Origin of the sequence: Tritonibacter sp. SIMBA_163 (assembly GCF_046535935.1) — a bacterium.
In the GTDB taxonomy this organism is placed as follows: domain Bacteria; phylum Pseudomonadota; class Alphaproteobacteria; order Rhodobacterales; family Rhodobacteraceae; genus Epibacterium; species Epibacterium scottomollicae.
Map to the genome: position 1 here is coordinate 580,374 of NZ_JAWJBP010000001.1, position 24,991 is coordinate 605,364.

At 61.5% G+C, this 24,991-nt stretch carries 26 protein-coding genes; 12 read left to right on the top strand and 14 right to left on the bottom strand.

The window, feature by feature from the left end:
• Positions 1-25 precede the first annotated feature (25 nt).
• Positions 26-337 (bottom strand): hypothetical protein, encoded by a 312-nt coding sequence (locus R0J92_RS02680; RefSeq protein ID WP_411050629.1) that lies wholly within the window; start codon positions 335-337, stop codon positions 26-28.
• 212 nt (positions 338-549) lie between these two features.
• Between R0J92_RS02680 and lepA the strand changes: the two genes are divergently transcribed.
• Both lepA and R0J92_RS02690 read left to right on the top strand, forming a co-directional pair.
• The gene (gene lepA / locus R0J92_RS02685) at positions 550-2,349 is read left to right on the top strand and encodes a translation elongation factor 4 (RefSeq protein WP_106162951.1); all 1,800 of its coding nucleotides are present in this window, start codon (positions 550-552) and stop codon (positions 2,347-2,349) included.
• 221 nt (positions 2,350-2,570) lie between these two features.
• Positions 2,571-2,753: a CTP synthetase gene (locus R0J92_RS02690; RefSeq protein WP_411050630.1), complete on the top strand. Its 183-nt coding sequence runs from the start codon at positions 2,571-2,573 to the stop codon at positions 2,751-2,753.
• 7 nt (positions 2,754-2,760) lie between these two features.
• Here R0J92_RS02690 and R0J92_RS02695 read toward each other — a convergent pair whose 3' ends face one another.
• A complete protein-coding gene (locus R0J92_RS02695) occupies positions 2,761-2,919 on the bottom strand; it encodes an entericidin A/B family lipoprotein (protein WP_411050790.1) in 159 nt (52 codons plus the stop codon).
• Between the two features lie 306 nt (positions 2,920-3,225).
• On the opposite strand from R0J92_RS02695, the gene R0J92_RS02700 reads away from it, so the two are divergent.
• The 4 genes from R0J92_RS02700 to R0J92_RS02715 all read left to right on the top strand — a co-directional run bounded on the left by R0J92_RS02700 (position 3,226) and on the right by R0J92_RS02715 (position 7,381).
• Positions 3,226-3,504: a TraR/DksA family transcriptional regulator gene (locus R0J92_RS02700; RefSeq protein ID WP_411050631.1), complete on the top strand. Its 279-nt coding sequence runs from the start codon at positions 3,226-3,228 to the stop codon at positions 3,502-3,504.
• A gap of 322 nt (positions 3,505-3,826) precedes the next feature.
• Positions 3,827-4,480, top strand: a complete 654-nt coding sequence (locus R0J92_RS02705; RefSeq protein ID WP_106162947.1) for a protein-L-isoaspartate O-methyltransferase family protein — start codon at positions 3,827-3,829, stop codon at positions 4,478-4,480.
• 143 nt (positions 4,481-4,623) lie between these two features.
• Positions 4,624-6,045: a TolC family outer membrane protein gene (locus R0J92_RS02710; RefSeq protein WP_106162946.1), complete on the top strand. Its 1,422-nt coding sequence runs from the start codon at positions 4,624-4,626 to the stop codon at positions 6,043-6,045.
• Positions 6,046-6,121: 76 nt separating this feature from the next.
• Entirely contained in the window at positions 6,122-7,381 is a 1,260-nt protein-coding gene (locus R0J92_RS02715) for a hypothetical protein (RefSeq protein WP_411050632.1), read from the top strand.
• Positions 7,382-7,453: 72 nt separating this feature from the next.
• Here the strand turns inward: R0J92_RS02715 and R0J92_RS02720 are convergent, their stop codons facing one another.
• Positions 7,454-8,920 carry a cobyric acid synthase gene (locus R0J92_RS02720; RefSeq protein ID WP_411050633.1) on the bottom strand — a complete coding sequence of 489 codons (1,467 nt, stop codon included), beginning with the start codon at positions 8,918-8,920 and terminating at the stop codon, positions 7,454-7,456.
• A 312-nt stretch (positions 8,921-9,232) separates the two neighbouring features.
• Entirely contained in the window at positions 9,233-9,550 is a 318-nt protein-coding gene (locus tag R0J92_RS02725) for a DUF6280 family protein (protein ID WP_106162943.1), read from the bottom strand.
• Positions 9,551-9,776: 226 nt separating this feature from the next.
• Between R0J92_RS02725 and efp the strand changes: the two genes are divergently transcribed.
• Positions 9,777-10,340 (top strand): elongation factor P, encoded by a 564-nt coding sequence (gene efp / locus R0J92_RS02730; protein WP_106162942.1) that lies wholly within the window; start codon positions 9,777-9,779, stop codon positions 10,338-10,340.
• A gap of 171 nt (positions 10,341-10,511) precedes the next feature.
• Here the strand turns inward: efp and R0J92_RS02735 are convergent, their stop codons facing one another.
• From R0J92_RS02735 to R0J92_RS02745, 3 genes are all read right to left on the bottom strand, one after another.
• Positions 10,512-11,072, bottom strand: coding sequence for a hypothetical protein (locus R0J92_RS02735; RefSeq protein WP_411050634.1), 561 nt, complete (start codon positions 11,070-11,072; stop codon positions 10,512-10,514).
• Positions 11,073-11,185: 113 nt separating this feature from the next.
• Positions 11,186-11,932, bottom strand: coding sequence for a YgfZ/GcvT domain-containing protein (locus R0J92_RS02740; RefSeq protein ID WP_411050635.1), 747 nt, complete (start codon positions 11,930-11,932; stop codon positions 11,186-11,188).
• A gap of 102 nt (positions 11,933-12,034) precedes the next feature.
• A complete protein-coding gene (locus R0J92_RS02745) occupies positions 12,035-13,894 on the bottom strand; it encodes an ABC transporter ATP-binding protein (RefSeq protein WP_411050636.1) in 1,860 nt (619 codons plus the stop codon).
• Positions 13,895-14,126: 232 nt separating this feature from the next.
• Here R0J92_RS02745 and R0J92_RS02750 point away from each other — a divergent pair, with 232 nt between their 5' ends.
• Positions 14,127-15,344: a pyridoxal-phosphate-dependent aminotransferase family protein gene (locus R0J92_RS02750; RefSeq protein WP_411050637.1), complete on the top strand. Its 1,218-nt coding sequence runs from the start codon at positions 14,127-14,129 to the stop codon at positions 15,342-15,344.
• 347 nt (positions 15,345-15,691) lie between these two features.
• Here the strand turns inward: R0J92_RS02750 and R0J92_RS02755 are convergent, their stop codons facing one another.
• Positions 15,692-15,904 carry a hypothetical protein gene (locus tag R0J92_RS02755; protein ID WP_106162937.1) on the bottom strand — a complete coding sequence of 71 codons (213 nt, stop codon included), beginning with the start codon at positions 15,902-15,904 and terminating at the stop codon, positions 15,692-15,694.
• Positions 15,905-15,990: 86 nt separating this feature from the next.
• On the bottom strand, positions 15,991-17,109 hold the full coding sequence (locus R0J92_RS02760) for a pyridoxal phosphate-dependent aminotransferase (protein ID WP_411050638.1): 1,119 nt from the start codon (positions 17,107-17,109) through the stop codon (positions 15,991-15,993).
• A 137-nt stretch (positions 17,110-17,246) separates the two neighbouring features.
• Here R0J92_RS02760 and R0J92_RS02765 point away from each other — a divergent pair, with 137 nt between their 5' ends.
• Together R0J92_RS02765 and R0J92_RS02770 are read left to right on the top strand one after the other, a co-directional pair.
• Positions 17,247-18,044, top strand: coding sequence for a crotonase/enoyl-CoA hydratase family protein (locus R0J92_RS02765; protein ID WP_411050639.1), 798 nt, complete (start codon positions 17,247-17,249; stop codon positions 18,042-18,044).
• A gap of 63 nt (positions 18,045-18,107) precedes the next feature.
• Complete coding sequence (locus R0J92_RS02770) at positions 18,108-18,833, top strand: sterol desaturase family protein (RefSeq protein ID WP_411050640.1); 726 nt, start codon at positions 18,108-18,110, stop codon at positions 18,831-18,833.
• Positions 18,834-18,935: 102 nt separating this feature from the next.
• Here the strand turns inward: R0J92_RS02770 and R0J92_RS02775 are convergent, their stop codons facing one another.
• From R0J92_RS02775 to secG, 5 genes are all read right to left on the bottom strand, one after another.
• The gene (locus R0J92_RS02775; RefSeq protein ID WP_411050641.1) at positions 18,936-19,838 is read right to left on the bottom strand and encodes a fructose bisphosphate aldolase; all 903 of its coding nucleotides are present in this window, start codon (positions 19,836-19,838) and stop codon (positions 18,936-18,938) included.
• Positions 19,839-20,232: 394 nt separating this feature from the next.
• The gene (locus R0J92_RS02780) at positions 20,233-20,652 is read right to left on the bottom strand and encodes a hypothetical protein (RefSeq protein WP_317386661.1); all 420 of its coding nucleotides are present in this window, start codon (positions 20,650-20,652) and stop codon (positions 20,233-20,235) included.
• A gap of 94 nt (positions 20,653-20,746) precedes the next feature.
• Positions 20,747-21,118, bottom strand: a complete 372-nt coding sequence (locus R0J92_RS02785; protein ID WP_411050642.1) for a VOC family protein — start codon at positions 21,116-21,118, stop codon at positions 20,747-20,749.
• 127 nt (positions 21,119-21,245) lie between these two features.
• A complete protein-coding gene (locus tag R0J92_RS02790; RefSeq protein WP_106162932.1) occupies positions 21,246-22,889 on the bottom strand; it encodes a CTP synthase in 1,644 nt (547 codons plus the stop codon).
• 223 nt (positions 22,890-23,112) lie between these two features.
• Positions 23,113-23,478 carry a preprotein translocase subunit SecG gene (gene secG / locus R0J92_RS02795; RefSeq protein ID WP_106162931.1) on the bottom strand — a complete coding sequence of 122 codons (366 nt, stop codon included), beginning with the start codon at positions 23,476-23,478 and terminating at the stop codon, positions 23,113-23,115.
• A 153-nt stretch (positions 23,479-23,631) separates the two neighbouring features.
• Here secG and nthA point away from each other — a divergent pair, with 153 nt between their 5' ends.
• Entirely contained in the window at positions 23,632-24,282 is a 651-nt protein-coding gene (gene nthA / locus R0J92_RS02800) for a nitrile hydratase subunit alpha (protein ID WP_411050643.1), read from the top strand.
• Positions 24,279-24,989, top strand: a complete 711-nt coding sequence (nthB, locus tag R0J92_RS02805) for a nitrile hydratase subunit beta (protein WP_411050644.1) — start codon at positions 24,279-24,281, stop codon at positions 24,987-24,989. The genes nthA and nthB overlap by 4 nt, the downstream gene beginning before the upstream one ends.
• Positions 24,990-24,991: the final 2 nt, after the last annotated feature.

Sequence of the window (24,991 nt, forward strand, 5' to 3'; positions counted from 1 at the left end):
ATTTCCATGTTACGGGCCGGATGATTTAGCCGCAAATCCGTTCCGCATCACTGCCAAAGGTCTTGTATCGCTTCCAGAGCCGCTCATCGCTTCGGCTGGAGGATTGACGAACCTCCTGAGCGCGGTGCGGGTCGGCAAACCATTTTGCGACGGTGCGCTGCTCGGAGCGGGTCAGGCGCAATTCCGCGACCTTCTGGATGCAGCCGCACAGCGACGCTTGTGCGGCACCTCGGTCGGAGCTGCGGCAGGCGCGTTCGATGGTCCCGGCGTCGGCAGTTGGGGCCGTGGCCAGAGTGGAGGATATGCAGAGGCAAGCGGCTAGGGCGAGGCGAAACACGATGTTTGATCTCCGGTTTTGCGCAGTTTGGAAAGGGATGAGAACTGACTGTTTATTTCACATTTCATCCAGACGGATCAATGGGGCAAGGAGGCCCGGACGTCGGGAAGTCGCAGAAGCGGCAACACGTCGCACAGGGACTGCCGGTTGCGCGCATTGCGACGCATGATCCATCTTGACCAAAGGCAAAATCCCAATCATATGCGCTTGTCATGACAGAGCTCTCCAAAATCCGCAACTTCTCCATCGTCGCCCATATCGACCACGGCAAGTCCACGCTTGCTGACCGCCTCATCCAATCGACGGGGACGGTGCAGGATCGTGACATGAAAGAGCAGCTGCTCGACGCCATGGACATCGAACGCGAACGGGGCATCACGATCAAGGCCAACACCGTCCGCATTGACTATGTGGCCGATGACGGCGAGCACTACGTGTTGAACCTGATCGACACCCCGGGTCACGTCGACTTTGCCTATGAGGTCTCCCGCTCCATGCGCGCGGTTGAAGGCTCGCTCCTGGTGGTCGACAGCACGCAGGGGGTCGAAGCGCAGACGCTGGCCAATGTTTATCAGGCGATCGACGCAGATCACGAAATCGTCCCGGTGTTGAACAAGATCGACCTGCCGGCCGCCGATTGTGCGCGGGTGGCGGAGCAGATCGAGGATGTGATCGGCATTGACGCCACGGACGCCATTCAGGTCTCCGCCAAGACCGGCATCGGCATCAAGGAAACGCTGGAAGCCATCGTGACGCGTCTGCCTGCGCCCACAGGCACCCGCGACGCGCCGCTGAAGGCCATGCTGGTCGACAGCTGGTATGATGCTTATCTGGGTGTGATCGTGCTGGTGCGGATCATGGATGGTGTCCTGAAGAAGGGCGACCAGATCAAGATGATGCAGACTGGTGCGCGCTATGGCGTCGAACGGATCGGCGTATTCCGTCCGCCCATGCAGGTCGTGGACGAATTGGGCCCCGGCGAGATCGGCTTTATCACGGCCTCGATCAAACAGGTGCGCGACACCAAGGTCGGCGACACCATCACCCACGAGAAAAAGGGCTCCGAGACGGCATTGCCGGGCTTTAAGCCTTCTGTGCCGGTGGTGTTCTGTGGTCTGTTCCCGGTCGATAGCTCGGAATTTGAGGATCTGCGCAACGCGATCGAAAAGCTGGCGCTGAACGACGCCTCTTTCTCTTATGAAATGGAAACCTCTGCCGCACTTGGGTTCGGGTTCCGCTGCGGCTTCCTGGGGCTGTTGCACCTTGAGGTGATCCGCGACCGGATCGAACGCGAATACAACATCGAGCTGATCACCACAGCACCGTCCGTTGTGTATCACGTCTATGCCAAGGACGGGGAGATGCAGGAGCTGCACAATCCCGCCGACATGCCCGACCTGTCCACCATCGACCACCTGGAAGAGCCGCGCATCAAGGCGACCATTCTGGTGCCCGACGACTTTCTCGGCGATGTGCTGAAGCTCTGCCAGGACCGTCGCGGTATTCAGCTGGATCTGTCCTATGCGGGCTCTCGCGCCATGGTGGTGTATGACCTGCCGCTGAACGAGGTGGTGTTTGACTTCTATGACCGTCTGAAATCGGTGACCAAGGGCTATGCGTCCTTCGACTACCAGATGATCGGCTATCGCACCGACAACCTGGTCAAGATGTCGGTGCTGGTGAATGACGAACCGGTGGATGCGCTTTCGACCATGGTGCACCGCGACCGGGCCGAGCAGCGAGGCCGGGCCATGTGCGAGAAGCTCAAGGATCTGATCCCGCGTCACATGTTCAAGATCCCGATCCAGGCGGCCATCGGCGGCAAGGTGATCGCGCGCGAAACCCTGTCGGCTCTGCGCAAGGACGTCACCGCGAAATGCTACGGCGGCGATGCCAGCCGGAAGCGCAAGCTGCTGGACAAGCAGAAAGCGGGTAAGAAGAAGATGCGTCAGTTCGGTCGCGTGGAAATCCCGCAAGAGGCCTTCATCTCGGCCCTCAAGATGGACGACTGAGCGCGTCTGACACCATGGATGAACAAAAAGCGGGGCGTTTGCTCCGCTTTTTTTATGACAAGACGTCTGGTTCGCGAGGGGCGTATTGAGCGCGCGTCCACGGCGCCGCGTCAAATGGGGGCGAGCCGGATTGAAGCGCAGGTCGTGACCTGACTTAGATCAATGCAAAGAGGTTCAAGGCCGCGTTAGACAGGGCCAAAGTTCAATACATGAGGTTCGACATGCTTCGCTTGGCCCTGATCTTGCACATTTTCATTGGCTCGACACTGGCAGGGAGCGCCGTGATTGCCGCGCTGGTGACCGGATACTCGACGCTTTGGTCGATATTGATCGCCGCGCTGGCGGGGTTCATTGCCGCAGTGCCGGTCAGTGCCATCATTGCCCGCAAGCTCTACTGCGGTTGAGCTGCGATCAGATCGAGTTTTGGACGTTCCGAGCCGTATTGGAAATCGTCTGCCCGGCTTTCTGCAGATCACGGCCTGCGCCTTTGGTCGTTTCACAGGCAGCAAGGCCGAGGACCATGAGGCCGAATAGGAACATGCGAATCATGGGCAAAATCTCTCCATGCATGCGCGGTTCACGAGAGAGAACCGCTTCTGAAGGTTCAAAAATCTCCGATCCCGGCGCAAATGGCAAGGAGATTGAAGTTGCGGCCCGATCCTGCGCTGGTGCCCGGCGTGTGCGCAGACGATTTGGTGATGTTTTTTCGCCCTATGGTTGTGCGATTGTTGTACAGTATTGTGGTGTGTGGACGTGCGATGCTGCCGACGCGTGGTGGCAAGATTTGGCCTGCTCGGGGCCTGATGTGCACAACGACACTTGTTTGTCGTGATGCGCGTTCCAAATCGAGGCGTAGCTGTTGCAGGAGGTGGCGCAATGGATTTCAAGGTTCAGAAGGAAAGTCTGGAAACTCGGTTGAGCGCTTTGTCGATGGGCATGCATGCAGGGGTGGGCTTGTCTGCGCTGGCGAAGATTGAGCGGCCAAGCGGCCGTTCCGTCAATAAAGGCAGCGGCGAAGTGGGGGCTATTCTCACCGCGCTCGACAGGTTGAACGCGGGTGAATACGGCTACTGCAGGATCTGTGGTGCCGACATCGCACCAGATCACCTGCGCGCGCATCCGGAGACCCCGTTTTGCGAATCCTGCTCGGCCTGACCGCTGCTTCGTCGAAATGCGGCCCGAGCGCAGCCTGACGCTGGTCTGAAGTGTTGACCCTTGGGCGCGCGGCTTGTGTGGTGACGCTCCTCTGGATGCGGCGGCTTCGCCTCAGAGAGTTTGGCGTGGAGCCGTCACGGCCGGTAGATACCTCCGCTGAGCGCGGGGGTATTCTTGCTCCGACTATAAAATCAGGCCGTGGAGGGCAGCTTGAGGGCAACAGGCGCGACCGTTCCCGTCGCATTGCACAAAAGGGGCCGTTGCCGCGCTCGCCGCGATGTGTCAGTACTCATGCAAATGCCTGAACATACGAGTTTAGCAGATGACTGATTTCGCCGACCGCCGCCGCATGATGGTAGACACTCAGATCCGCCCGGCGGATGTGACCAAATACCCGATCATTGAGGCCTTGCTTGCCATCCCGCGCGAGAATTTTGCCCCCGACGCCCAGGCCGAGGTCGCCTATGCCGACCAGAGCATTCCGCTGGGCGAGGGCCGCGTCATTCCCGAGCCTCGGACATTGGCCAAGATGCTCGATGCGCTTGATGTGCGCGAAGATGAGCTGGTGCTCGATGTGGGCTGCGGGCTCGGGTATTCGACCGCCGTCGTGGCGCGGCTGGCGCAAATGGTGATCGGTGTCGAAGAAGATGAGGCACTTGCGTCGGAAGCGCAGGACCTGTTGAGCGACAGCAACGCCGACAATGCCATCGTTCACCAGGGCGCGTTGGTCGACGGGGCTGGCGAACATGGCCCTTATGACGTGATGATCATCGAGGGCGGCGTCGAGGATATTCCTGCCGCATTGTTGGCGCAGGTCAAGGATGGCGGGCGCATTGCGGCTCTGTTCATGTCGGGGGCGCTTGGCGAGGTGAAGATCGGATACAAGAGCGGCGATCAGATCTCGTGGCGGTTCGAATTCAATGCCGGTGCGCCGGTGTTGCCTGGCTTTGGCAAGACGGCAGAATTTGCGCTCTGACAAGTTTTGTCTGTTGTGCTATGATCTTTTTGTGCGGATCGAGGGTGCAGGCCCTTTTCAATTTAATGTGACATTCACATATGTTGAGCGCAATCAGACCGTAAACGGGTTTGAACGAACCCCAACAAAACCGAGGCGACAGCATGCAACGATTTGTAAACACAAAGAGGATCAGGGCTTTTGCTGCTATAGGCGTCCTGGCGACCGCTGCGGTCAGCGCACCGCAGGTCCGGGCCGACAATGTGACCGATGCGATGATCGGCGCCTATACCAGCAGTGGCCTGCTCGAACAGAACCGCGCCTTGCTGCGCGTCGCTGACGAAGGGGTCGCGGCCACCGTCGCGCGACTGCGGCCAGTGATCAGCACAGCACTGTCGATTTCCCGTGACTATAACCGCACCGGACTTGGGTCGCTGGGCGCAAGCTCCGACCATCGGACCGGCGCTGCGCTGAGCCTGAGCATGAACTGGCTGCTGTTCGACAACGGCGCCTCACGTCTTGATACTGCCGCCGCGCAAGAGACGGTTCTGGCAACACGCCAGACGCTGTTGGATGTCGAGCAGCAAGTGCTTTTCTCGGCGGTGCAGGCCTATGTGAACGTCTTGACCCAGCAGGACATCGTGTCCCTGCGCAGCAACAACCTGCGTCTCCTGCAGGAAGAACTGCGGGCGGCCAATGACCGGTTCGAAGTGGGTGAGGTGACGCGGACGGACGTGGCTCTGGCGGAGAGCCAGGTGGCCGAGGCCCGCGCCAATCTGACCGATGCCAGGGGTGATCTGCTGACGGCCCGTGCCACCTACGAGGAGGTCGTGGGCCGCGCTCCCGGAACGGTCACATCCTACCCGCCACTGCCGCGCCGCGCGTCCAGCCTTCAGACCGCGCAAGCGCTTGCGCTGCGCAGCCACCCAAGCCTGCGTGCCCAGCAGCATGCGGTCAAGGCGGCGCAGCTGACCGCTGACAGTTCCCTGCGGGACATGGGTCCGACCGTGAACCTGTCCGCATCCGCCTCCCATGGCGAAGTGCGCGGCAACGACACGCGGACCGACAACTTTGATATCGGCGTGTCGCTGAACCAGACAATTTATGCGGGCGGGTCCCTCGCGGCCGCGCGTCGTGCAGATCTGGCACGTCTGGATGCGGAGCGGGGGGCGTTGATCTCCACCCAGCGCAGCATTTCCAGCAACACCGCCAGCGCCTACACGGCGTTTGAGACGGCTGCTGCAAGTCTTGTGTCCTCGAACGAACGGGTGCGGGCCGCGCAGGTGGCCTTCAACGGTGTTCGCGAAGAGGCAACGCTGGGATCGCGCACCACGCTTGATGTGCTGCAGGCCGAGCAAGAGCTGCTGGATGCGCAGACCGCGCGTTTGTCGGCCCGTGCAACGCAGGCGCTTGCCGCGTATGACCTGCTGCAGTCTCAGGGCCTGTTGACGGCGGAGAACCTTAACCTTGCGGTGGAACGCTATGACCCTGAGATCTACTACAATCAGGTACGCTCCGCGCCGGCATTCGTGACCAAGCGCGGTCAGGATCTGGACCGGGTGCTCAAGGCTCTTGGAAAGAACTGATCGTCTGACGTTGCTGTTGTGTGATGGGCGCAAGCTGGCTAGACTTGCCCCTAAGAGGTGATCTTGGCTCATAAAAATGTCTGAACCCGTTACGCACTCCGAAATCGAGGATGTATTGTCCTCCATCCGCCGTCTGGTCAGTGAGACCAATGGTCATGGGGACAATGCATCGCCGACACGCAACGAAGGCAGGCCTGCAACCCGCCTGGTGCTGACGCCTGCACTGCGGGTTCCGGCCTCTGACCTGTCGGAGGATACACCGCAGGAAAGCCAGAGCGCGCCGACCTCTGAAAATGGGCGCGAGGAGCAACCCCAGCAAGATCACGATGCACGCGAGAAGGCGTCGGTTGTGGCGTCGTTCAAGCCCGATGCGACTGCGGCGGCGGAGGATGCATCTGCCCGCGCAGAGTCGGTGCGCCAGATTGCGAAGGTCAACCTGTCCACGCGGCGCGATCCCGTCACCGAGCAATCCCGTAATGAGGCCACGCGCATATTGGCTTCAGCGTCAAAATCATTGCCGCAGGGTGATGCGGAGCTGTCGCCCTGCGAAGGGTCATCCGGGGCGGACAGGGATGAAGAAATTGCCGAAGCGCCTTTCGTCGCGGTGGAGGACACCGAGGAGATCGGAGCGGCGGATCCGATCCAGCTGAGACGGTCGACGAGCTCGCTTGAGGCAGCACTGCCTGCGGGAGGGCCCTCTGTGGAGGCTGGGGGTGACGCACCCTGGCGCGACCCGGAGGCGAAACTGTTTGATAGCCTGGCGGATGCAGAAACAAGCACAGAGACCAGCGCAGAAACAAATTCCGAGGCGCAGGTGACGGATGCGGTTCAGGACCCAGTTCAGGATCCAGCACCCAAGGCGCAGGACACGCCGCGCGAGCAGAGCGCCCGTGTCGCGGCCGTCGTGCGTCGTATCGCGGAACTGGAAACCGCCGGTCGGAACACAGATGAGGCGGCTGCCGACCGTAATGGCACTGCGGTGCCCGACCTGAACGAAGACGATATCGAGGCGGTGCCGCACAGTGGCCCCTCGGTCGAGACCATTCAATGGGAAGATCACCAGCAGGACGACGTTGCAGCCGACAGTTTTGTCTCCGCGCGGGAGCCTGCAGAGGATGAGATCGGTGCAGTGGCACGCGGCGCCACGGAAGAGGTCGCCATGGAGGCCTTGTCTTCTGCCGAGGATTTCCTTGACGAGGACGCGCTGCGCGCGTTGGTGTCCGACATCGTACGAGAGGAGCTTCAGGGCCCCCTTGGCGAGCGCATCACCCGCAATGTGCGCAAGCTGGTGCGCCGCGAAATCCAGCGTGCACTCGCATCTCAAGAGCTGCTCTGACCTGTGAATGAACGCACTTGGACGTCGTGCAACGCACGGCGCCGGTCGCGGCAGGCCTGACGTTTCAGAGCGTCAGCGCGTCAGGCCGGGAATGGGGTCTGCCAATTCCAGCAGGAGATCCACATTCATATATTCTTCGAGGTGCGCGGCCAGCGCATCCAGGGTATCTTCCACCCCGGCATCGTATCCGATGGATGAGCAATGATCGAGAGCGCTCAGGAAGTGGGCTCGAAACGCATCCGATGTGAACAGGCCATGCAGATAGGACCCGCGCACGCGGCCATCTGTTGAGGCCGCACCTTCGTCGCGACCCTGCACTGTCAGCCAGGCGCGCGCGCAGTCGGGGCCCGTTGTTCGGCCCATGTGGATCTCATAGCCGGAGACGGGCAGGGCGCCGTCGCGTGTCTGCGCGTCGCTCAGGGTGACGCGCTTGTCCCCGGCCATCACGGTATGCACATCCAGAAGCCCCAGCCCCTCCACCGTGCCCGGGGAGCCATCGACGCCATCCGGGTCATCTATGGTCTTGCCGAGCATCTGGTAGCCACCGCAAAGGCCGAGCACATGTCCGCCGCGCCGGTGGTGGGCGAGGATGTCGATATCCCAGCCCTGCGCGCGCAGATAGGCGAGATCGCCGATGGTGGATTTGGAGCCGGGGATCAACACCAGATCGGCGTCCCCCGGAAGCGCCCGTCCGGGCGGGACGATTTCGATGGTGACATCCGGCTCGGCGGCCAAGGGGTCCAGATCGTCGAAATTGGCCATCCGCTCCAGCTGAGGCACCACGATCTTGCAGCCTCCGCCCGCGTGGGAGGCGATATCCATCATGTCCTCGGCGGGTAGCTTCCAAGCGTCCCAGAACCACGGCACCACGCCGAGCGAGGGCCAGTCGGTCCAGCGGGAAATATCGTCGCGACCGCCGTCAAACAGGCTAAGGTCACCGCGAAAGCGGTTGACCGCAAAGCCTTTTATGCGGGCACGGTCGCCTGCATCGAGCACCGTATGAGTGCCGACAATCTGCGCAATCACGCCACCACGATGGATGTCGCCCACCAGTACCACCGGCACCCCTGCGGCCTCTGCAAAGCCCATGTTGGCGATATCGCCCTTGCGCAGATTGGTTTCTGCCGGGGAGCCGGCGCCCTCGATGAGAACAATGTCATGCTGGGCGGCAAGGCGATGAAAGCTCTCCAGTGCGGCCTCCAGCAAGCCTGTCTTGTCGCGCATGAAAGAGCCCGCCGCCCGGGTGCCGCGCCGCTTGCCCTGCACGATCACCTGCGCGCCGGTGTCGGTTTCCGGCTTCAACAGCACCGGGTTCATATCGGTATGCGGGGGCAGCCCCGCGGCACGGGCTTGCAAGGCCTGCGCCCGGCCAATCTCGCCTCCGTCAGAGGTAACGGCGGCATTGTTGGACATGTTCTGTGACTTGAATGGTGCAACCGACAGGCCCCGCCGACACAACGCCCGTGCCAGACCTGCGACAAGCATCGACTTGCCCACATTGCTGCCGGTGCCCTGTATCATGATTGCCTTGGTGCCCATCGGGAGTCTCGCTTGCCAGATCTACTGGGGACAGTTGCACCGTCGCGGGCCGCTAGGTCAATCACGCAAGCGACGGATCAGGGATCGCGAGGGGCGTCAAACGGCCGGAGCACGCTTTTCGCGTGGTGCGCCACGTGTGTTTCGGCGAGGTTGCCGCGTGGCGCCCTTGGGCCACGTGATTGCGGTCCAAAATCGCCTGAGAGCCTACGGCCTGTACGGCTCAGCGATGCGCTAAACGTATCGCCCAAAAGAAAAACGCGCCCCCCAGGACGCGCTTTTCTCAAATCAGCTTGGCAGCTTATTTATGTGCGATCAGGCCGCTTCGGCCTGCGCAGCATTCCGGCGTTCACTTTCTTCGCGCGACAGCGCGACAGAGGTCCGAACACCGCGACCAACGAAGTCCATCAGGCCTTCGACCACACGCTCGTTGGGGTCGATACCTGCGCAGGTCAACACTTCACGCCCATCGCGCGAACGTGCCCAGCGGGCGATCTGCTCGGGTCCGTTGCCGTATTTCTTGTCGTCGGCAATGGCATCATCCAAGGCAGCCAGCACAACAGCGGCAAAAAGCTTGCGCGCCCGGTTGCCCTGTTCGTTATTGAATGCGGTGCCGTCAACGAAATCTCGCATCTCGTTTCCTTTGTTGTTCTTGCTATTGCATTTTCGGCGTGTCGCTTCTTATGGCGGAATTGTGACGATTCGGGTACCCCAAAGATGCATATCATTTATGCACCTTGTGCATGCCTATTTCGCGGTCGTTAGACCATGACACACGATATATCGTCATCTTGTCAGCCTTTCCTCACCCGGATATAGGAGGGGCAAAGCTGTCATCAACCACCTGAAAGAGTTTTCCATGCCCAAGATCAACGGCAACGAGATCCGCCCCGGCAACGTTCTGGAGCACAACGACGGTCTGTGGGCCGCGGTCAAGGTCGACCATGTGAAGCCCGGCAAGGGGGGGGCCTTTGCCCAGGTCGAGATGCGCAACCTGCGTAACGGCTCCAAGTTGAACGAGCGGTTCCGGTCTGCGGACAAGGTCGAACGCGTACGTCTGGAGCAGAAGGATCAGCAGTTCCTTTACGAGACCGACGGCATGCTGGTGTTCATGGATACCGAAACATACGAGCAGATCGAATTGCCGGCCGAGCTGCTGGGCGAACGTCGCCCGTTCCTGCAGGATGGCATGACCATCGTGGTGGAGTTTTATGATGCCGAGGCGCTGAATGCGACCGTACCGCAAAAAGTGACCTGCCAGATCGTCGAGACAGAGCCGGTCGTCAAAGGTCAGACCGCGGCGAATTCCTTCAAGCCGGCGATCCTGGACAATGGTGTGAAGGTCATGGTGCCACCCTTCGTCGGCCAGGACGAGATGATCATCGTCAACACCGAGACCATGGAATATTCCGAACGGGCCTGATCCGCGCCACAAGATGACCAAAGCCCCGGGCCAGCGCATGGTTCCGGGGCTTCTTTGTGTCAGGCGTCTGGGTTGATCGCGCCGCGCAGCGGCGCCCGGCCCAACGGGAGATGTCGCATGTCCCATGCGATAGCGCCGGGCGGGAGCGCCCCCGTCGCCACCTGACATGCTCTAGCGTGGGATCTCGATCGAGTGACCGCAGCTGTCCATCATTTTGCCATAGGCTGCGGTGAAGCCGTTCATCGACGCAACATAGACCTGATTGCTCGCTTGGTAGGCATCCAGGGCGCGCACCTCCATCTGCGAGGCGGCCTTCATCCACAGCAGCATATTCTTCACATCCTGCCAGCGCGGGCTGGCAGCGGCCCAGGCGATCCCCTCTTCGTCGATGCCGCCCTCGGCAACGCCAAAGAATGTGCCCTGTTGGTCAAAGACAAATGCCACGCCCTGTGCGTTGCCCACCTGCGTGCGATAGCCGCGCGGTGCGCTGGTGGAATATGTCGGGGTTGGATAGCCATGTGGCGGGCCTGCATCGCCATCGCTGAATTCCAACCATAGCGTCGGCATGCCATCGCCACCGGTGCTTGCGCGGCAATATCGACGCACGTTCTGGCCTGCGGTTTCGTCAGTAATGTTGACCCGCCAGTCGCCATATTCCCAATAATGGTCTGCCGCTGCTGGCAATGCCAGAACCGTTAGCCCGACCGCACCCATCAGATGTCGAAAATTCATAAATTTGTTCCCTTTGCGCCTCCCAAACGGAGGCGGTCGGCGACACCTTAGAGCGCAAATTTTAAATATTCCACAACTGAGATAGGCTGGGCTGTGCTCCGGGGGAGGGCGGTTTAGGAGGTCGCGCCCGATGGCCAGCGCAGCTCGGCCTCTTCGGCTTGCAGCGCACCCTTTGCACGGTCATAGCGCAGATAGGCGATCGCCTTGCCCTCAGCCTGCGTGAAGACCTGCCCAACCGGTTTGCCGTCGGCGGTGATCTTTGCGCCGACCGGGGCGCTGCCCTCGATCTCGACCTGTTGCAGACCTTTGCGCAGTTCTGTCTTGTGCTTCATGCGGGCAGTGACCTCCTGACCGACATAGCAGCCTTTGCGGAAATCGACGCCATTCAGCCGCTCGAACCCGACTTCGAGAATGAAACTGTCCGGGGACAACTCAATCCCGGTTTCGGGGATCACATGCGCCACGCGGATCGCGTCCCAGTTGCTGCCGTCATCTCCTGCCTCTTCTCCATAGAGCCGCCAGCCGAGATCGGGATGACGGGGATCGGCAAAGGCGCCATCGGGCGCCTCTCCGGTGCCCCGGCGCAGCTTCAGCGTGCTGTCCTCAAGGGTGACATCAGCGCGCAGCTTGTACATCTTCAGGCGTTTGCTTAGCCCATCCGCGAGCTCTTCTGCCACGTCCAGCAGCACGGCATCGCCATCGGGGACCATAAAGAAATCCGCCAGGTACTTTCCCTGCGGGGTGAGCATCGCGGCATAGACCATCCCCTGATCCAGCTTGCCGACGTCATTGGTGACCAGCCCCTGCAGGAAATCGCGGGTTTCTGAGCCGGATAGGCGGAGGATGCGGCGGTCTGCCATGCTGGGTCTCCCTCTCTTGGGTTTGGGCGTTGGCCAAGATGTGACGCGGCCAGAGCCAAAGTTCAAGCGGTCGTCCAAACTGGGGAAGGGCCAGCGTATTGGTCAGCCGAACAGACGGCGGGCAAACCGACGCAACAGACCGGCTTGTTCACCATCGTTGCGGTTCTCGTTGCGTGTGAGTTGCGCATTGACCCCATCGGTATCGATCACCGTTTTGCCATCCTGAAACTGCAGCCGGTAAAGGTCGGCGTAGATCCCGCCGCGCTCCAACAGCTCCTCGTGACGGCCTTCGTCCATCACCCGGCCGCGTTCCATCACCACGATCTTGTCAGCGGCACGGATGGTCGAGAGCCGGTGTGCGATCACGATCGTCGTGCGTCCGCCAGAGAGTTTCTCCAACGCCTGCTGCACCACCTTTTCCGATTGTGCATCAAGCGCCGAGGTCGCCTCGTCCAGCAGCAGCAACGGTGTGTCGCGCAACAGGGCACGGGCAATCACCACCCGTTGGCGTTGACCGCCGGACAGGGCAGAGCCGCGCGGCCCCACCCGTGTCTCAAGCCCGTCTGGCATCTTGTGCAGAAAGTCCGACACATGGGCCGCGTCCAGAACTTCGGTCAGGCGCTCGTCGCTGACATCGGTCCGCCCCAGCAGAATGTTCTCCTTGAGGGTCTCGTCGAACAGCAATGCATCCTGCGTCACCACGGAGAACAGGTTGCGCAGGTCGCCGAGATCGAGATCCCGGACCTCCGTGCCATTCAGCGTCACGGAGCCTTCCTGCGGGTCCACAAGACGTGTCAGGATGTTGAAAATGGTGGATTTACCCGCCCCGGAGGCGCCCACCAATGCGGTGGTCTTGCCAGCTTCGGCGACCAGTGACAGATCGCGAAGAATATGTGCCTCGCCGTAGAACAGGTTCACGTTGTCCAAGCGGATTTCGGGCAGGCCGGTCGGGGCTGGCTTCGGATCTGTCGGCGAGACCAGTGTAATCGGCGCATCTATCAGCTCCTTGATGCGCTCCATGGCGGCGGCGGCGGCCTGCCAGACCCCCATGATCGAGGCGAGACGGCGCATCGGGTCGAAGGCGAGACCGATCGCGGTGAAGAAGCTCATGAATTCGCCAACGGTTTTGTCCCCGTTGATGATCTCGCGTCCACCAAACAGAATCACGCACATCACTCCCAGTCCGGCCATCAGGTCCACCAGACCAGAGGTCGACGAAGCACCAAGTGCCGCCTTGATCTGAGCGCGCACAAACGCTGTTGTCGCGGTGCGGTAGCGCCCGGTTTGATAGCTCTCAAGCCGGTTCAGCTTGATCGGGACGATGCCGTGAAACACTTCGTCGAGACGCGTGGCCTGCACCGCGCCAAGATCGCGCGCCTGGCTGGCCTTCTTGCGCACGTAGCGCTGTACGATGGAAAGCGGCAGCACCAGAAGGGGCACGCCGATCAGCATGATGGCGGTCCAGCGCCAGTCAACGCTGATCGCCACGCCAAGCACCGCGACGAGCTGCGCCACGTCGCGTCCGGACCCTGTGATGATCGCCTGCCAGACCTGGTTGATGGCAGAGACATCGGATTGAACGCGCTGGATCAGAAAGCCGGGCGGGTGATGCTGGTGAAAGCTGGCGTCCTGATGGATCAGCCGATCCAGCATATCGGTTCGCATATGCGCTTCGGAGCGCTGGTTGATGGTGGCCAGAATGACCTTCTGCGTCACCGAGCTGATCCCGCGGAGCAGAAAAATGCCAAAAAAGGCAATGCTGACCCACATCAGCGCATCCGAACTGCCGTCGACGAACACCAGGTCAAACATCGGCTGCATCATATAGCTGAGCCCACCGACGGAGGCCCCTTCGAGCAGCATGAAGAAGATGGCGATCGACAGCAATCCCACATGATGCCGTAGGTAGCCGCGCCAGAGCCAGCGCAACAACTCGCGCGAGGACATGTATTGCGTGCTCATTGTGCTCTTCCCATGCGTAGAAACGTGTCGATGCGCCGCGTTTCTTGCGACAAGTCCCGACATTTAAGCAGCTTAGCTGCAGCGTGCAAGCCATCTGCAACGGCTGGGTTGGCGCCTGCTTGGCAATTGACCTCAGCCGGGGCTGCGCTAGGCTGCCTGAGATTTTCAAATACGCTCCGGGTCGATTTTGCGATCAGACCCTGACTTGGAGCACCCAGCAGGACATTCGAACATGCGCGATTCTGTGAAACTCTCGTCCGGGCGATCATATCTGGCGATCCCGGGGCCGTCGATCATGCCCGATGAGGTGCTGCAAGCCATGCACCGGGCCTCGCCGAATATCTACGCGGGCGAGCTGGTGGATATGACCAACACATTGCCCCCCGACCTGCGCAAGGTCGCGCGCACCGAGCACCATGTCGCCATTTATATCGCCAATGGTCATGGGGCCTGGGAGGCGGCCTTGTCGAATACTCTGAAGGAGGGTGACAAGGTGTTGGTGCCGGCGTCGGGGCGATTTGCCTATGGTTGGAGCGAGATGGCCGAGGCGCTTGGGCTCAACATCGAGGTGATGGATTTCGGTCTGCAGGCCCCGTTTGATCTGGCGCGGGTCGCGGATCGTCTGGCCTCCGACCGGGGGCATGAAATCAAGGCTGTGCTGGGCGTCCATACGGATACTTCCACATCAATTCGAAATGATATCAGCGGGTTGCGTGATGCAATGGATCACTCAGATCACCCGGCGTTGTTGATGGCCGACTGCATTGCTTCGCTGGGGTGTGATCGGTTTGAAATGGATGCCTGGGGCGTTGATGTGATGGTCACGGGCAGCCAGAAGGGGCTGATGGTGCCTGCGGGGATGTCGTTTGTGTTCTTCAACGACAAGGCCGCCGAGGCCCGTGCTGCGCTGCCGCGCGTCAGCCGGTACTGGGATTGGACCCCGCGCGCCAACCCGGAGTATTTCTATCAGTTCTTTGGCGGCACCGCACCAACACATCACCTTTATGGGCTGCGCGCGGCGCTGGACATTCTCCACGCCGAGGGGATTGAGCAGGTCTGGACCCGTCACGAAATGCTGGCCCGGGCCATTTGGGCGGCGTGTGAATGCTGGAGCGAGGGTGGTGCGCTGGCGATGAATGTTGCGGACCCCGCGCTGCGCTCTCACGCGGTGACGGCGTTGCGGTTGCCATCGCCACGGGCGACGGAGCTGCGGATGTGGCTGGAAGAGAACCTTGGCCTGACCCTTGGCATCGGGTTGGGCATGGCGCCGCCTGACAGTTCGGAATGGCACGGGTTTTTCCGCCTTGGCCATATGGGGCATGTGAATGGTCACATGATTATGGGGCTACTGGGAGGGATCGAAACAGGGCTGAAGGCGCTGAATATCCCTCACGGCACGGGCGCGCTCGACGCCGCAACACAGGTCCTGTCCGGCAACCATTCGGGCTGACGGCGCGATCCCTCTCATTGTCAGAGAACCTGCCAGCGAAAGGCGGGGGCGGGCGTTCCACCCGTGACCGCCTTTTCAACCACGAGTGATATCTCCTCTGTCAGGCTGATCGCCTTCGCGGGTTCCGGTTTCAAAACGGCGTGCACATTTGCGGGGCAAGAAGAAGAGTCTGAGCGCAGCGGCGCAAAGCCGGATTCTGGTCCGCCTTTGCCATAGAGCGCACTTAGAATGTAGACACATGGATCGCGGCCCGCATCTCGCGGGCAGATCAATTCCGCTCCGCAGGCGCCTGCCAGAGACGACGCGCAGACGGCTGCCATCCCCACAGGCGGATCTTGCGAGCTGCCTTAGGCGCGTCGCTCCGACTTCTGGTGAGCCCACAGCATGCGAACCTCCAGTCGGTTGATCATGTGGTTCATCACGACGGCCAGCAGAAGCACCGGCGCAAGCCCGTAGAGCAACCACAGCACGATGAAGATCCACAGCAGGTTCACGGTCAGGAAGCTGAGCGTGGCGGACAGCAAGTCCGTCGAGGCAGGCGGTACATCATGGCGTCTCATATTACCCCTCCAGACAGGCAATGTCCGTTCAGACTAAAGCCAAAGAGGTAAATCCCGAGTAAAGCCGCTGGCGCGCGTGCTCCGGTTTATCGGTCTGCTTGTGATCGGGCCTCCGCCAAGGCCCCTGGCAGGGCCGATGCGAAGGCCGCGCGCTCGGCCTCCGGGCCGCAACTGACACGGATGCATCGGTTCTGTGGCGCCGCAAAGGGCATCCGCACGAACATGCCACGGCTGACCAAAGCGTCCAGCACCGCCTTGGCGAACGCACCGTCCTGGCCACAGTCGATGGCGACAAAATTGGTGGCCGAGGGCAGCGGCGTCAGACCGTTCTCGATGGCGATCCGGGAAATCTCGTCCCGTGCGGTGGCAACCTCTGCCTGCACGTGAGCCAGCCAGTCCTGATCCTTGATTGCCTCCGTCGCGCCGATCTGCGCGCAGCGGTTCATGCCAAAGTGGTTGCGCACCTTGTGAAAGGCGGAAATCATCTCAACCGCGCCCAAGGCATAGCCCACGCGGGCGCCAGCCATACCATAGGCCTTGGACAGCGTGCGCATGCGGATGACGCGGGGATCATTTACATCAACTGGCGCTGCCGTGCCGTCGGGCGCGCATTCCACATAGGCCTCGTCCAGCAGCAACAGACTGCCTTCGGGCAGGTCGTCCAGCGCTGCCACGATATCTGCGCCGCGATGCCAGCTGCCCATCGGGTTGTCGGGGTTGGCGAGGTAGACGATCTTTGCGCCCACCTCATGCGCCTTTGCCATCAAGGCTGCGATATCCTCGTGATCATCGCGATAGGGAACCGTGTGCAGCACGCCGCCAAAGCCCGCCACATGGTAGTTGAAGGTCGGATAGGCCCCAAGCGAGGTCACAACCGCATCACCGGCGCCCACATATAGCCGCACCAGATTGCCCAGCAGCCCGTCGATGCCCTCGCCAACCATGATGTGATCGGGCGAAATCCCGTGCAGTGCGGACAGCGCCTGCCGCAGCTCGTAGCTTTCCGCGTCGCCGTATTTCCAGATCTCACCCGCTGCGGCCTGCATTGCCGAAACCGCTTTGGGGGAGGGGCCAAAGAGGTTCTCATTCGCGCCGAGCCGCGCAACAAATGGCGCGCCGCGCTGGCGTTCATGGGTTTCCGGTCCCACAAACGGGACGGAGGCGGGCAGGGACTGGGCGAGCGGGGTTTGGCGCAAATCTGTCATGGGCCAAGACCTAGCCGGGCGGGCGCAGCTGGGCAAGTGTGCATGATGCGCCAACCATGCCCCGGCGTCAGGCTGGAAAGCGCGCCCGATGCGCTGCAAGCTGACGACAAGAGAGATTGCCAGAGGGAGGAGCCATCATGGCAGAGGACAACGCCCGCGTTTCAGTCGAGATCCGCGACCATGTCGCCCATGTCACGCTGACCCGCGCCGACAAGATGAACGCCGTCGACAAGGACATGCTCGCCGCCGTGATCGCCGCCGCCCATGAGGTCGCTGCGTCAGACGCGCGCGCGGTGGTGCTGTCGGGGGCGGGCAAGAGCTTTTGCGCCGGGCTGGACGTGATGAGCTTTGCCGCCATGGGACAGATGAAAGACAGCGCTTGGATCATGGACCGCACCGAGGGGGAGGCGAATGATTTTCAGGCGGTGGCAATGCTGTGGCGCGCACTGGAGATCCCGGTGATTGCCGCCCTGCACGGGGCCACCTTCGGGGCCGGTCTGCAGATTGCACTGGGGGCGGATATCCGGATCGCGGCACCGGAGGCCAAACTGGCGGTTATGGAGATGAAATGGGGCCTGATCCCCGACATGGGCGGCATGGCGCTGCTGCCGCAGCTGGTGCGCTCGGATGTGTTGCGGCTGCTGACCTATACCGCCACGCCGGTGGAGGCGACGCAGGCCGAACGTTGGGGCTTGGTGACCGAGATCGCGGAGGATCCGCTGGCCCGTGCGCAGGCGCTGGCCACTGAGATCGCGGGCAAGGGTCCTAATGCCATCTGTGCTGCAAAACGTCTGGTTGCCTATGCCGAGAGCGGTGCCAGCAGTGCCGAGGTGCTTTTGCGCGAAAGCGAAGAGCAGGCGGCGCTGATCGGCAAGCCGGAACAGATGGAAGTGGTCATGGCCAATATGCAGAAACGCGCGCCGGTCTTTAAGTAGACCATTCAAAACGGGAGCCCGATGGGCGGCCCAACAGACAGGTCCAATCGGGGAGGAGCGGACATGATGCGGTTGAAACTCTTGCTGTCGCACCCATCGGTGCCGGTGATGCTGGGCGCGGTGGGGCTGGGTCTGGCGATCCTTTTGTTGCAGGGGGCGACCTGGCAGTGGGGCTTTGTCGTGCTGGGAGTAGGCCTGCAGATGCTCAATGAATACGGGCTGCATCGCTATATCTTTCACCTGAAGCCGCCGCGTCGCCAATGGGCCTTTGATCTGCTCTATCAGGCGCATTACGGCCACCATGACTTCCCCACCAATCACCAGCTGTTCTTCGCGCCGATCTGGGTGGCGCTGCCGATGCTGGCGGTAAATTTTGCGGTGATTTACGGGCTGTTGTGGCTGGTGGTGCCGCCGCATGCACTGTCTCTGGCGGCGGCGATCGTGCTGGTCGGGGGCGTGGCAACCTTTCTTGGTTACGAGTGGTTCCACATGACCGCGCATTTGAACGTGAGCAAAACGCGGGTGGAGCGCCATGTGACCCAGCTGCACAACCAGCATCACTTTCGCGACTTCTCCAAATGGTTCCATGTGTCACCCGGCGGCGAGGTGATCGACCGCGCCATGGGCACTGCCATCGACCGCGAGGCGCTGAAGCGTCAACAGCGCATCGAGTTCATCCGCACGCTGGGCATGAGCCCCGATGACCCGCGTCTGGTAGCGGCACGCCTGCGGTTTGCGCAGCGCTACGACCTCAGCACAGAGGACATCGCCCGCGCCGCCCGCGGCTGATGTCCTCTGGTCGTCTTTTGACCCGATCCAAAACAGACGGGCCGCAACTGTTGTTGCGGCCCGTTTCAATTCATATGGAATGTGCCCCCGTAGGAGCCAAGATCAGATCGAGGCCTTATAGATCTTGTCGATATTCGCCCCCAGCGCGGCATTGTAGTCGGCATCCGACATGCCAGCGTTCAGCCCCTCGGTCAGCGCGCGGCTGAAGGAGGCTATCATCTTGCCGTTCTTGGACAGCCGTTCGCAGGCGTCATCGGTGAAATAGCCGCCCGACAGGGCCACCACGCGCACCACGGCGGCATGATCGGCCAGGCTATCATACAGACCGGCCTCATTGGGGATGGTCAGCTTCAGCGCCACCTTGGTGCCGGAGGGCAGGGCGTCCAGCTGTGCGGCGATCTCCGCCTTCAACAGCGACTCGGCCTCGGATTTGCTGGCGGAGTGGATGTCGACTTCTGGTTCGATGATCGGCACCAGACCCGCCTTGGCAATCTGCAGGCCAACCTCGAACTGCTGCGCAACCACGGATTTGATGCCAGCCGCATTGGCGTCTTTGACCACCGAGCGCATCTTGGTGCCGAAGATTCCGGCAGCCTTGGCACGCGTGAGCAGCGCATCGAGATCGGGCATCGGCTTCATCAGCTGTACGCCGTCGGCCTCATCCGCAAGACCCTTGTCCACTTTCAGGAAGGGCACCACGCCACATTTTTCCCACAGGTAGGTCGGCACTGGCGTACCATCGATGGCATTGTCCATAGTCTTTTCAAACAGGATCGCGCCGAGGATCTTTTTGCTGTTGAAATCCGGGGCGGTGATGATGCGGGCGCGCATCTTCTGGATTTCGGCGAACATTTCCTCATCGTTCGAATAGGCATCTTCCATCACTCCATAGAGCGCCAGCGCCTTGGGGGTGGAGCCACCGGACTGATCCAGCGCGGCGATGAAGCCCTCGCCGGTTGCGATGCGGTCAAACTGTTGCTCATGGGTTGCGGTGTCTGTCGCCATGACGCGCGGCCTCCTTGGGAAATGCACGGGTGTTGTGTCGCTCCTTCTATACCGCCGCCGATGAGAGAAACAACAAGCGCTTTCTGGTGGTTGCGCTAACCTAGGCCGTGATCCAGCGAAAAAACGCCCCCATTGGGAGCATGTGCGGCCATGTCGTGCATCTCCAGAATGATGAGGGCGATTATGACTGGCGCGGCCTGACGGCTGCACCGCTGGCCGGAGGTGTTGACGTTTTCAATGCCAGTGAGCCTGCACAAACTGCGCAGACACCTCAGTCCGATGCACGAACCCGACCGCATTGCCGACAGAGCCGGTGAGACCGGCGCCGCATCGTAGCAGTCCTGCAGCGGGGCGCTCCGGCGATTCCAGTTGGGCAGGAAGCTGGCATGGCTGCCTAGGCGGCGGCTGCCGAGCCGATGAAATGGCGCAATGCCAGTTGGGGCGCGCGCTTTTCGCGGGTGCGTCCAGCCAGGCGTACGGTGTCGAACAGCACCGTCAGGGTCATGTCGCTGAACGACAGGCTCCAGTAGCGGGCATCCATTGCGGCCCAGCGTGCGGCCTTCTCGCTGCCGCAGATCTCGGTGATATTCCAGGCGGATACCGGGTAGGGGGAATCGGACAGCTCATCGACATTCATCGGGTCGACACGAAAATCCAGCACGTCATCGAATTCCAGAATGGCCAGCCCGCCGCCGGCGATCGGCGCGACCTCGTAACACAAGAGCAGCTTGTCCCCGTCGAAAAAGACGGCCGGGACCTCTTCGGTTCCGATCACCGGGAACTCTTCCCGGGGCTCCTTGCCTGTTTCTGGCATTTGCTTGTCTCCAGCGGCCATTCTCGGCCTCGCTTTGATCGCATCGTCGACTCGGGACGATAGGCGATTCAGGCTTCCAAATTGCTAACAAAGATCAATTGTTTGCAGAGCTTCCGGCGCGACTGGACACGGAGACCGAGTTGCCGCTGGGGTCCTTGCAATTGGAAAACTGGTAGCCATCAGCATCGTGTATAGTCCCAAAGGCAAACCCGGCATCAGCAGCGTCGGCGCAGAATGCGGAGACATCTGCGACGTCAAAGACCAGTTTCACGCAGGCCTGCCCCTGTTTCTGGCTGCGGGCGGCCGGGTGCAGAAGGATTGGTATGCCCGCGGTGGACGGGCGCAGCTCGACGATGCGGTCCCCCGGAACATCCTGTCGGGTGTAGCCGAACAGCACGGTGTAGAACGCGACCATCTCGTCGATGTGCCTCGTGTAGAGAATGATGCGGCCCAGTCCAGCTTGCATAGCTCGCTCCTTCTAGCTTGGACGAGAGTGTTGCACCCCTCAACTCTCGTGCCAAGATAACAAAAAAGGGCACCCCGCGTTGGGATGCCCTCCTAAAATCATGCTGCTATGGCAGACGTTCCTGGCCTCAGACCAGACGCGACGTTTCCTTGGCCGCGCGGACGAAGTCCTTGAACAGCGGATGTGGATTGAACGGCTTGGACTTCAGCTCCGGATGGAACTGCACGCCAATGAACCACGGGTGGTCGGTCCATTCCACGATCTCCGGCAGGCGGCCATCGGGGCTCATGCCGGTGAATTTCAACCCGCAGGCCTCAAGCTTGTCACGGTACTTGATGTCGACCTCATAGCGGTGACGGTGGCGTTCCTCGATGGTGGTGCTTTCGTAGACCTCTGCCACCCGAGAGCCCTCGGCCAGAGATGCATCATAAGAGCCCAGGCGCATGGTGCCGCCCTTGTCGTCATCGGCGCTGCGGCTGACCCGGTGGTTGCCCTGCACCCATTCCTTTAGGTGGTAAACCACGGGTTCAAAACGCTTTTTACCCGCCTCATGGTCAAACTCTTCCGAACCTGCTTCCTCGATGCCCGCCACATTGCGGGCGGCTTCGATCACCGCCATTTGCATGCCGAGGCAGATGCCAAGGTAAGGCACCTTATGCTCGCGGGCATATTGCGCCGCCTTGATCTTACCTTCGGTGCCGCGCTCGCCAAAGCCGCCGGGGACGAGGATCGCGTGGAAACCTTGCAGGTAGGGTGTCGCGTCTTCCGTGTCGAACAGCTCCGCGTCGACCCATTCGATACGCACCTTCACCCGGTTCGCCATACCGCCATGGGTCAGCGCCTCGGCGATGGATTTATAGGCGTCCTCAAGCTGGGTGTATTTGCCGACGATGGCGACTTTGACCTCACCCTCGGGGTTGTAGATGCGGTCGGCCACGTCTTCCCAGGTATCCAGCGTCGGGCGCGGGGCAGGGGCGATGCCAAAGGCGTCCAGAACCGCCTGATCGAGACCTTCGCGGTGATAGGCCAGCGGCGCCTCGTAGATGGATTTCAGATCCTGCGCCGCGATCACGCTATCGGCGCGCACGTTGCAGAACAACGCGAGCTTTTCGCGTTCCTTCACGGGGATCGGACCCTCGGAACGGCAGACCAGAATATCGGGGGCCAGACCGATGGAGCGCAGCTCCTTCACGGAGTGCTGGGTCGGTTTGGTCTTCAGCTCGCCAGAGGCCTTGATGTAGGGCAGGAGCGTCAGGTGCATGAAGATACACTGACCGCGCGGCTTATCCTGGCTGAACTGGCGAATGGCCTCAAAGAAGGGCAGCCCTTCGATGTCGCCCACGGTGCCGCCAATCTCGCAGAGCATGAAATCGACCTCATCCTCACCAATGGAGATGAAGTCCTTGATCTCGTTGGTGACGTGCGGAATCACCTGAATGGTCTTGCCGAGGTAGTCGCCGCGGCGCTCCTTCTCCAGCACGTTGGTGTAGATCCGGCCGGAGGAGATCGAGTCGGTATTGCGCGCAGGCACACCTGTGAAACGCTCGTAGTGGCCTAGGTCGAGGTCGGTTTCCGCACCGTCATCCGTCACGAAGACTTCGCCGTGCTCAAACGGGCTCATGGTGCCCGGATCGACGTTCAGATACGGATCGAGTTTACGCAGGCGTACCGAGTAGCCCCGCGCCTGCAGCAGCGCGCCAAGAGCGGCGGATGCCAGCCCTTTGCCCAGTGATGAAACAACACCGCCAGTAATAAAGATGAAACGCGCCATGTTTTCGGCTGCCCCCGTGAGATCGTGTCAGGTCCAAATCGGTTCAGTCGCGACCCGGGAACCCCCGGATCTCTAGCTGCCCGGCGGTTGTTCAAAACGTGAATTTTCACGCCGGAAAAACCGCAGCATCACGGGACTTAACAACTATCAGATTCGCACAGCATGCGCAAGGGAACCGCAAGATGCTGTTACGGTTCCCGAAAGTTTGTCTAGGTTTTGTAGGTTAGTCGGCGCTGGGTACCAGCGGCGCGTTTTCGTCCTGGCTCGGCGGCAGCAGGTCGCTGCCCAAGGGAGAAGCGGGCGCGGAGGGTGCGCCATTTTCCGCCGGTGTGCCGAGACCGTCGGTGATCGAGGAACGGCTGGATTTCTGTGCTGCCAACACCGTGAGGGTGATGGAGGTCGCGATGAACGCGATGGCCAGAACCCATGTGATCTTGCTCAATGCGGTTGCTGCGGCACGTCCGCTCATGGCGCCGCCGCCACCGCCGCCACCCATGCCAAGTCCTCCGCCTTCGGAGCGTTGCAGAAGAACAACGGCAATGAGGCCGAGCGCCAGAAGAAGATGGATGATGAGAACGACGTTTTCCATAGGTTCCTGCGGCTGTTGGCTGAGTATCGAGCGGTTCATAGGGAAGATTGCCGGTCGGGGCAAGGGCCGAGTTACGGCGTGCCCGCCCCTGTGGCCTGTCATTCCGTCTCGAACATCTGGACAGGGCGCATTTGCAAGGGCAAGGTCCAGATCATGCCGCATGACATAGATGACCCGCACAGCCAGCCGCATTCCCATTTGCCCTCTGACCCGGTGCTCCGGGTGCGGGCGCTGGAGACGATTCTAACCCGAAAGGGGCTGATCGATCCGGCTGCCTTGGATGAAATCATCGACACTTACGAAAACCATATCGGCCCGCAAAATGGCGCCCGCGTGGTCGCCCGGGCTTGGGCAGAGCCAAAGTTTCGCGAGGCGCTGCTGGCAGATGCAGATACGGTTCTGGCAAAGCTCGACCTCAATGGGCGGCAGGGCGAACATGTAGTGGTGGTGGAAAATACGCCCGCGCGCCACAACATGGTCGTCTGCACCCTGTGCAGCTGTTATCCGTGGCCGCTGCTGGGCATTCCGCCGGGGTGGTACAAGTCTGACGCTTATCGCGCCCGCGCCGTGAGGGAGCCGCGCAAGGTGCTGGCGGAATTTGGCGTGACCCTGCCTGCCGAGGTGGCCGTGCGTGTCTGGGACTCCACCGCCGAGGTCCGCTATCTGGTGCTGCCGATGCGTCCGGCAGGAACCGAGGGCTGGAGCGTCGAGGCGTTGGAGCGGCTGGTCAGCCGTGATTCGATGATTGGCACCGGCCTTGCCCTCCAGCCAGACGACGCCTCAGCCCGGGGGGCGCAGCGGTGAGCCGTCTTCATGACATGGGGGGGCGTTACGGTGACGGCCAGATTGAACCCGAAGCGGAGGACGCGCCGGTCTTCTCCGAGGATTGGCACGCCCGCGCGCTTGCAGTGACGCTGGCATGTGGCTCGCTCGGCCAGTGGAACATCGATATGTCGCGCCATGCGCGCGAGCGGCTCAGCCCTGTGGATTACGCCCGGTTCAGCTATTACGAGAAATGGATGGCAGCCTTGGCCAATCTGCTGGTGGAGCAGGGGGTGTTGAGCCGTGAGGATCTGCGTGACGCGCCGGGCATCGTATCGGAGGGCGCGTCGGAGGGCGAACACCCTGCCAAGGTGCATCCACTCAGCCCGCGCCGACTGGCAGCTCAAAAGGTCGCGGGTGTGTTGGCAGCGGGTGGTCCCGCGGATCGCGCCAGCGCGGTGGAGGTGCGATTCCAGCCCGGAGATCGCGTGCGCACCCGGCGCAGCGCCAATACGCTGGTGGATGGCGGTCACACCCGGCTGCCGACCTATGCCAGTGCCGCGCAGGGGGTGATCCTGCGCCAACATGGCAGTCACGTGCTGCCGGACTCCAATGCCCACGGTCTGGGCGAGGCGCCGGAGCCACTTTATGCGGTGGTGTTCAAGGCTGGCGCGCTGTGGCCACATGCCGAGCATCCCGGCGACGAGGTGGTGCTGGATCTGTGGCAAAGCTATCTGGAGCCCGTGTGACC

Coding starts and splice junctions, on each gene's coding strand:
- R0J92_RS02710 (WP_106162946.1), top strand. CDS start 4,624: ATGCAACGATTTGTAAACACAAAGAGGATCAGGGCTTTTGCTGCTATA.
- R0J92_RS02725 (WP_106162943.1), bottom strand. CDS start 9,550: ATGCGAGATTTCGTTGACGGCACCGCATTCAATAACGAACAGGGCAAC.
- R0J92_RS02715 (WP_411050632.1), top strand. CDS start 6,122: ATGTCTGAACCCGTTACGCACTCCGAAATCGAGGATGTATTGTCCTCC.
- lepA (WP_106162951.1), top strand. CDS start 550: ATGACAGAGCTCTCCAAAATCCGCAACTTCTCCATCGTCGCCCATATC.
- R0J92_RS02790 (WP_106162932.1), bottom strand. CDS start 22,889: ATGGCGCGTTTCATCTTTATTACTGGCGGTGTTGTTTCATCACTGGGC.
- R0J92_RS02695 (WP_411050790.1), bottom strand. CDS start 2,919: ATGCATGGAGAGATTTTGCCCATGATTCGCATGTTCCTATTCGGCCTC.
- R0J92_RS02785 (WP_411050642.1), bottom strand. CDS start 21,118: ATGCAAGCTGGACTGGGCCGCATCATTCTCTACACGAGGCACATCGAC.
- R0J92_RS02705 (WP_106162947.1), top strand. CDS start 3,827: ATGACTGATTTCGCCGACCGCCGCCGCATGATGGTAGACACTCAGATC.
- R0J92_RS02700 (WP_411050631.1), top strand. CDS start 3,226: ATGGATTTCAAGGTTCAGAAGGAAAGTCTGGAAACTCGGTTGAGCGCT.
- R0J92_RS02740 (WP_411050635.1), bottom strand. CDS start 11,932: ATGGCAGACCGCCGCATCCTCCGCCTATCCGGCTCAGAAACCCGCGAT.
- nthA (WP_411050643.1), top strand. CDS start 23,632: ATGCCGCATGACATAGATGACCCGCACAGCCAGCCGCATTCCCATTTG.
- R0J92_RS02775 (WP_411050641.1), bottom strand. CDS start 19,838: ATGGCGACAGACACCGCAACCCATGAGCAACAGTTTGACCGCATCGCA.
- R0J92_RS02770 (WP_411050640.1), top strand. CDS start 18,108: ATGATGCGGTTGAAACTCTTGCTGTCGCACCCATCGGTGCCGGTGATG.
- R0J92_RS02745 (WP_411050636.1), bottom strand. CDS start 13,894: ATGAGCACGCAATACATGTCCTCGCGCGAGTTGTTGCGCTGGCTCTGG.
- R0J92_RS02765 (WP_411050639.1), top strand. CDS start 17,247: ATGGCAGAGGACAACGCCCGCGTTTCAGTCGAGATCCGCGACCATGTC.
- R0J92_RS02720 (WP_411050633.1), bottom strand. CDS start 8,920: ATGGGCACCAAGGCAATCATGATACAGGGCACCGGCAGCAATGTGGGC.
- R0J92_RS02780 (WP_317386661.1), bottom strand. CDS start 20,652: ATGCCAGAAACAGGCAAGGAGCCCCGGGAAGAGTTCCCGGTGATCGGA.
- R0J92_RS02760 (WP_411050638.1), bottom strand. CDS start 17,109: ATGACAGATTTGCGCCAAACCCCGCTCGCCCAGTCCCTGCCCGCCTCC.
- R0J92_RS02690 (WP_411050630.1), top strand. CDS start 2,571: ATGCTTCGCTTGGCCCTGATCTTGCACATTTTCATTGGCTCGACACTG.
- R0J92_RS02735 (WP_411050634.1), bottom strand. CDS start 11,072: ATGAATTTTCGACATCTGATGGGTGCGGTCGGGCTAACGGTTCTGGCA.
- secG (WP_106162931.1), bottom strand. CDS start 23,478: ATGGAAAACGTCGTTCTCATCATCCATCTTCTTCTGGCGCTCGGCCTC.
- R0J92_RS02750 (WP_411050637.1), top strand. CDS start 14,127: ATGCGCGATTCTGTGAAACTCTCGTCCGGGCGATCATATCTGGCGATC.
- efp (WP_106162942.1), top strand. CDS start 9,777: ATGCCCAAGATCAACGGCAACGAGATCCGCCCCGGCAACGTTCTGGAG.
- R0J92_RS02755 (WP_106162937.1), bottom strand. CDS start 15,904: ATGAGACGCCATGATGTACCGCCTGCCTCGACGGACTTGCTGTCCGCC.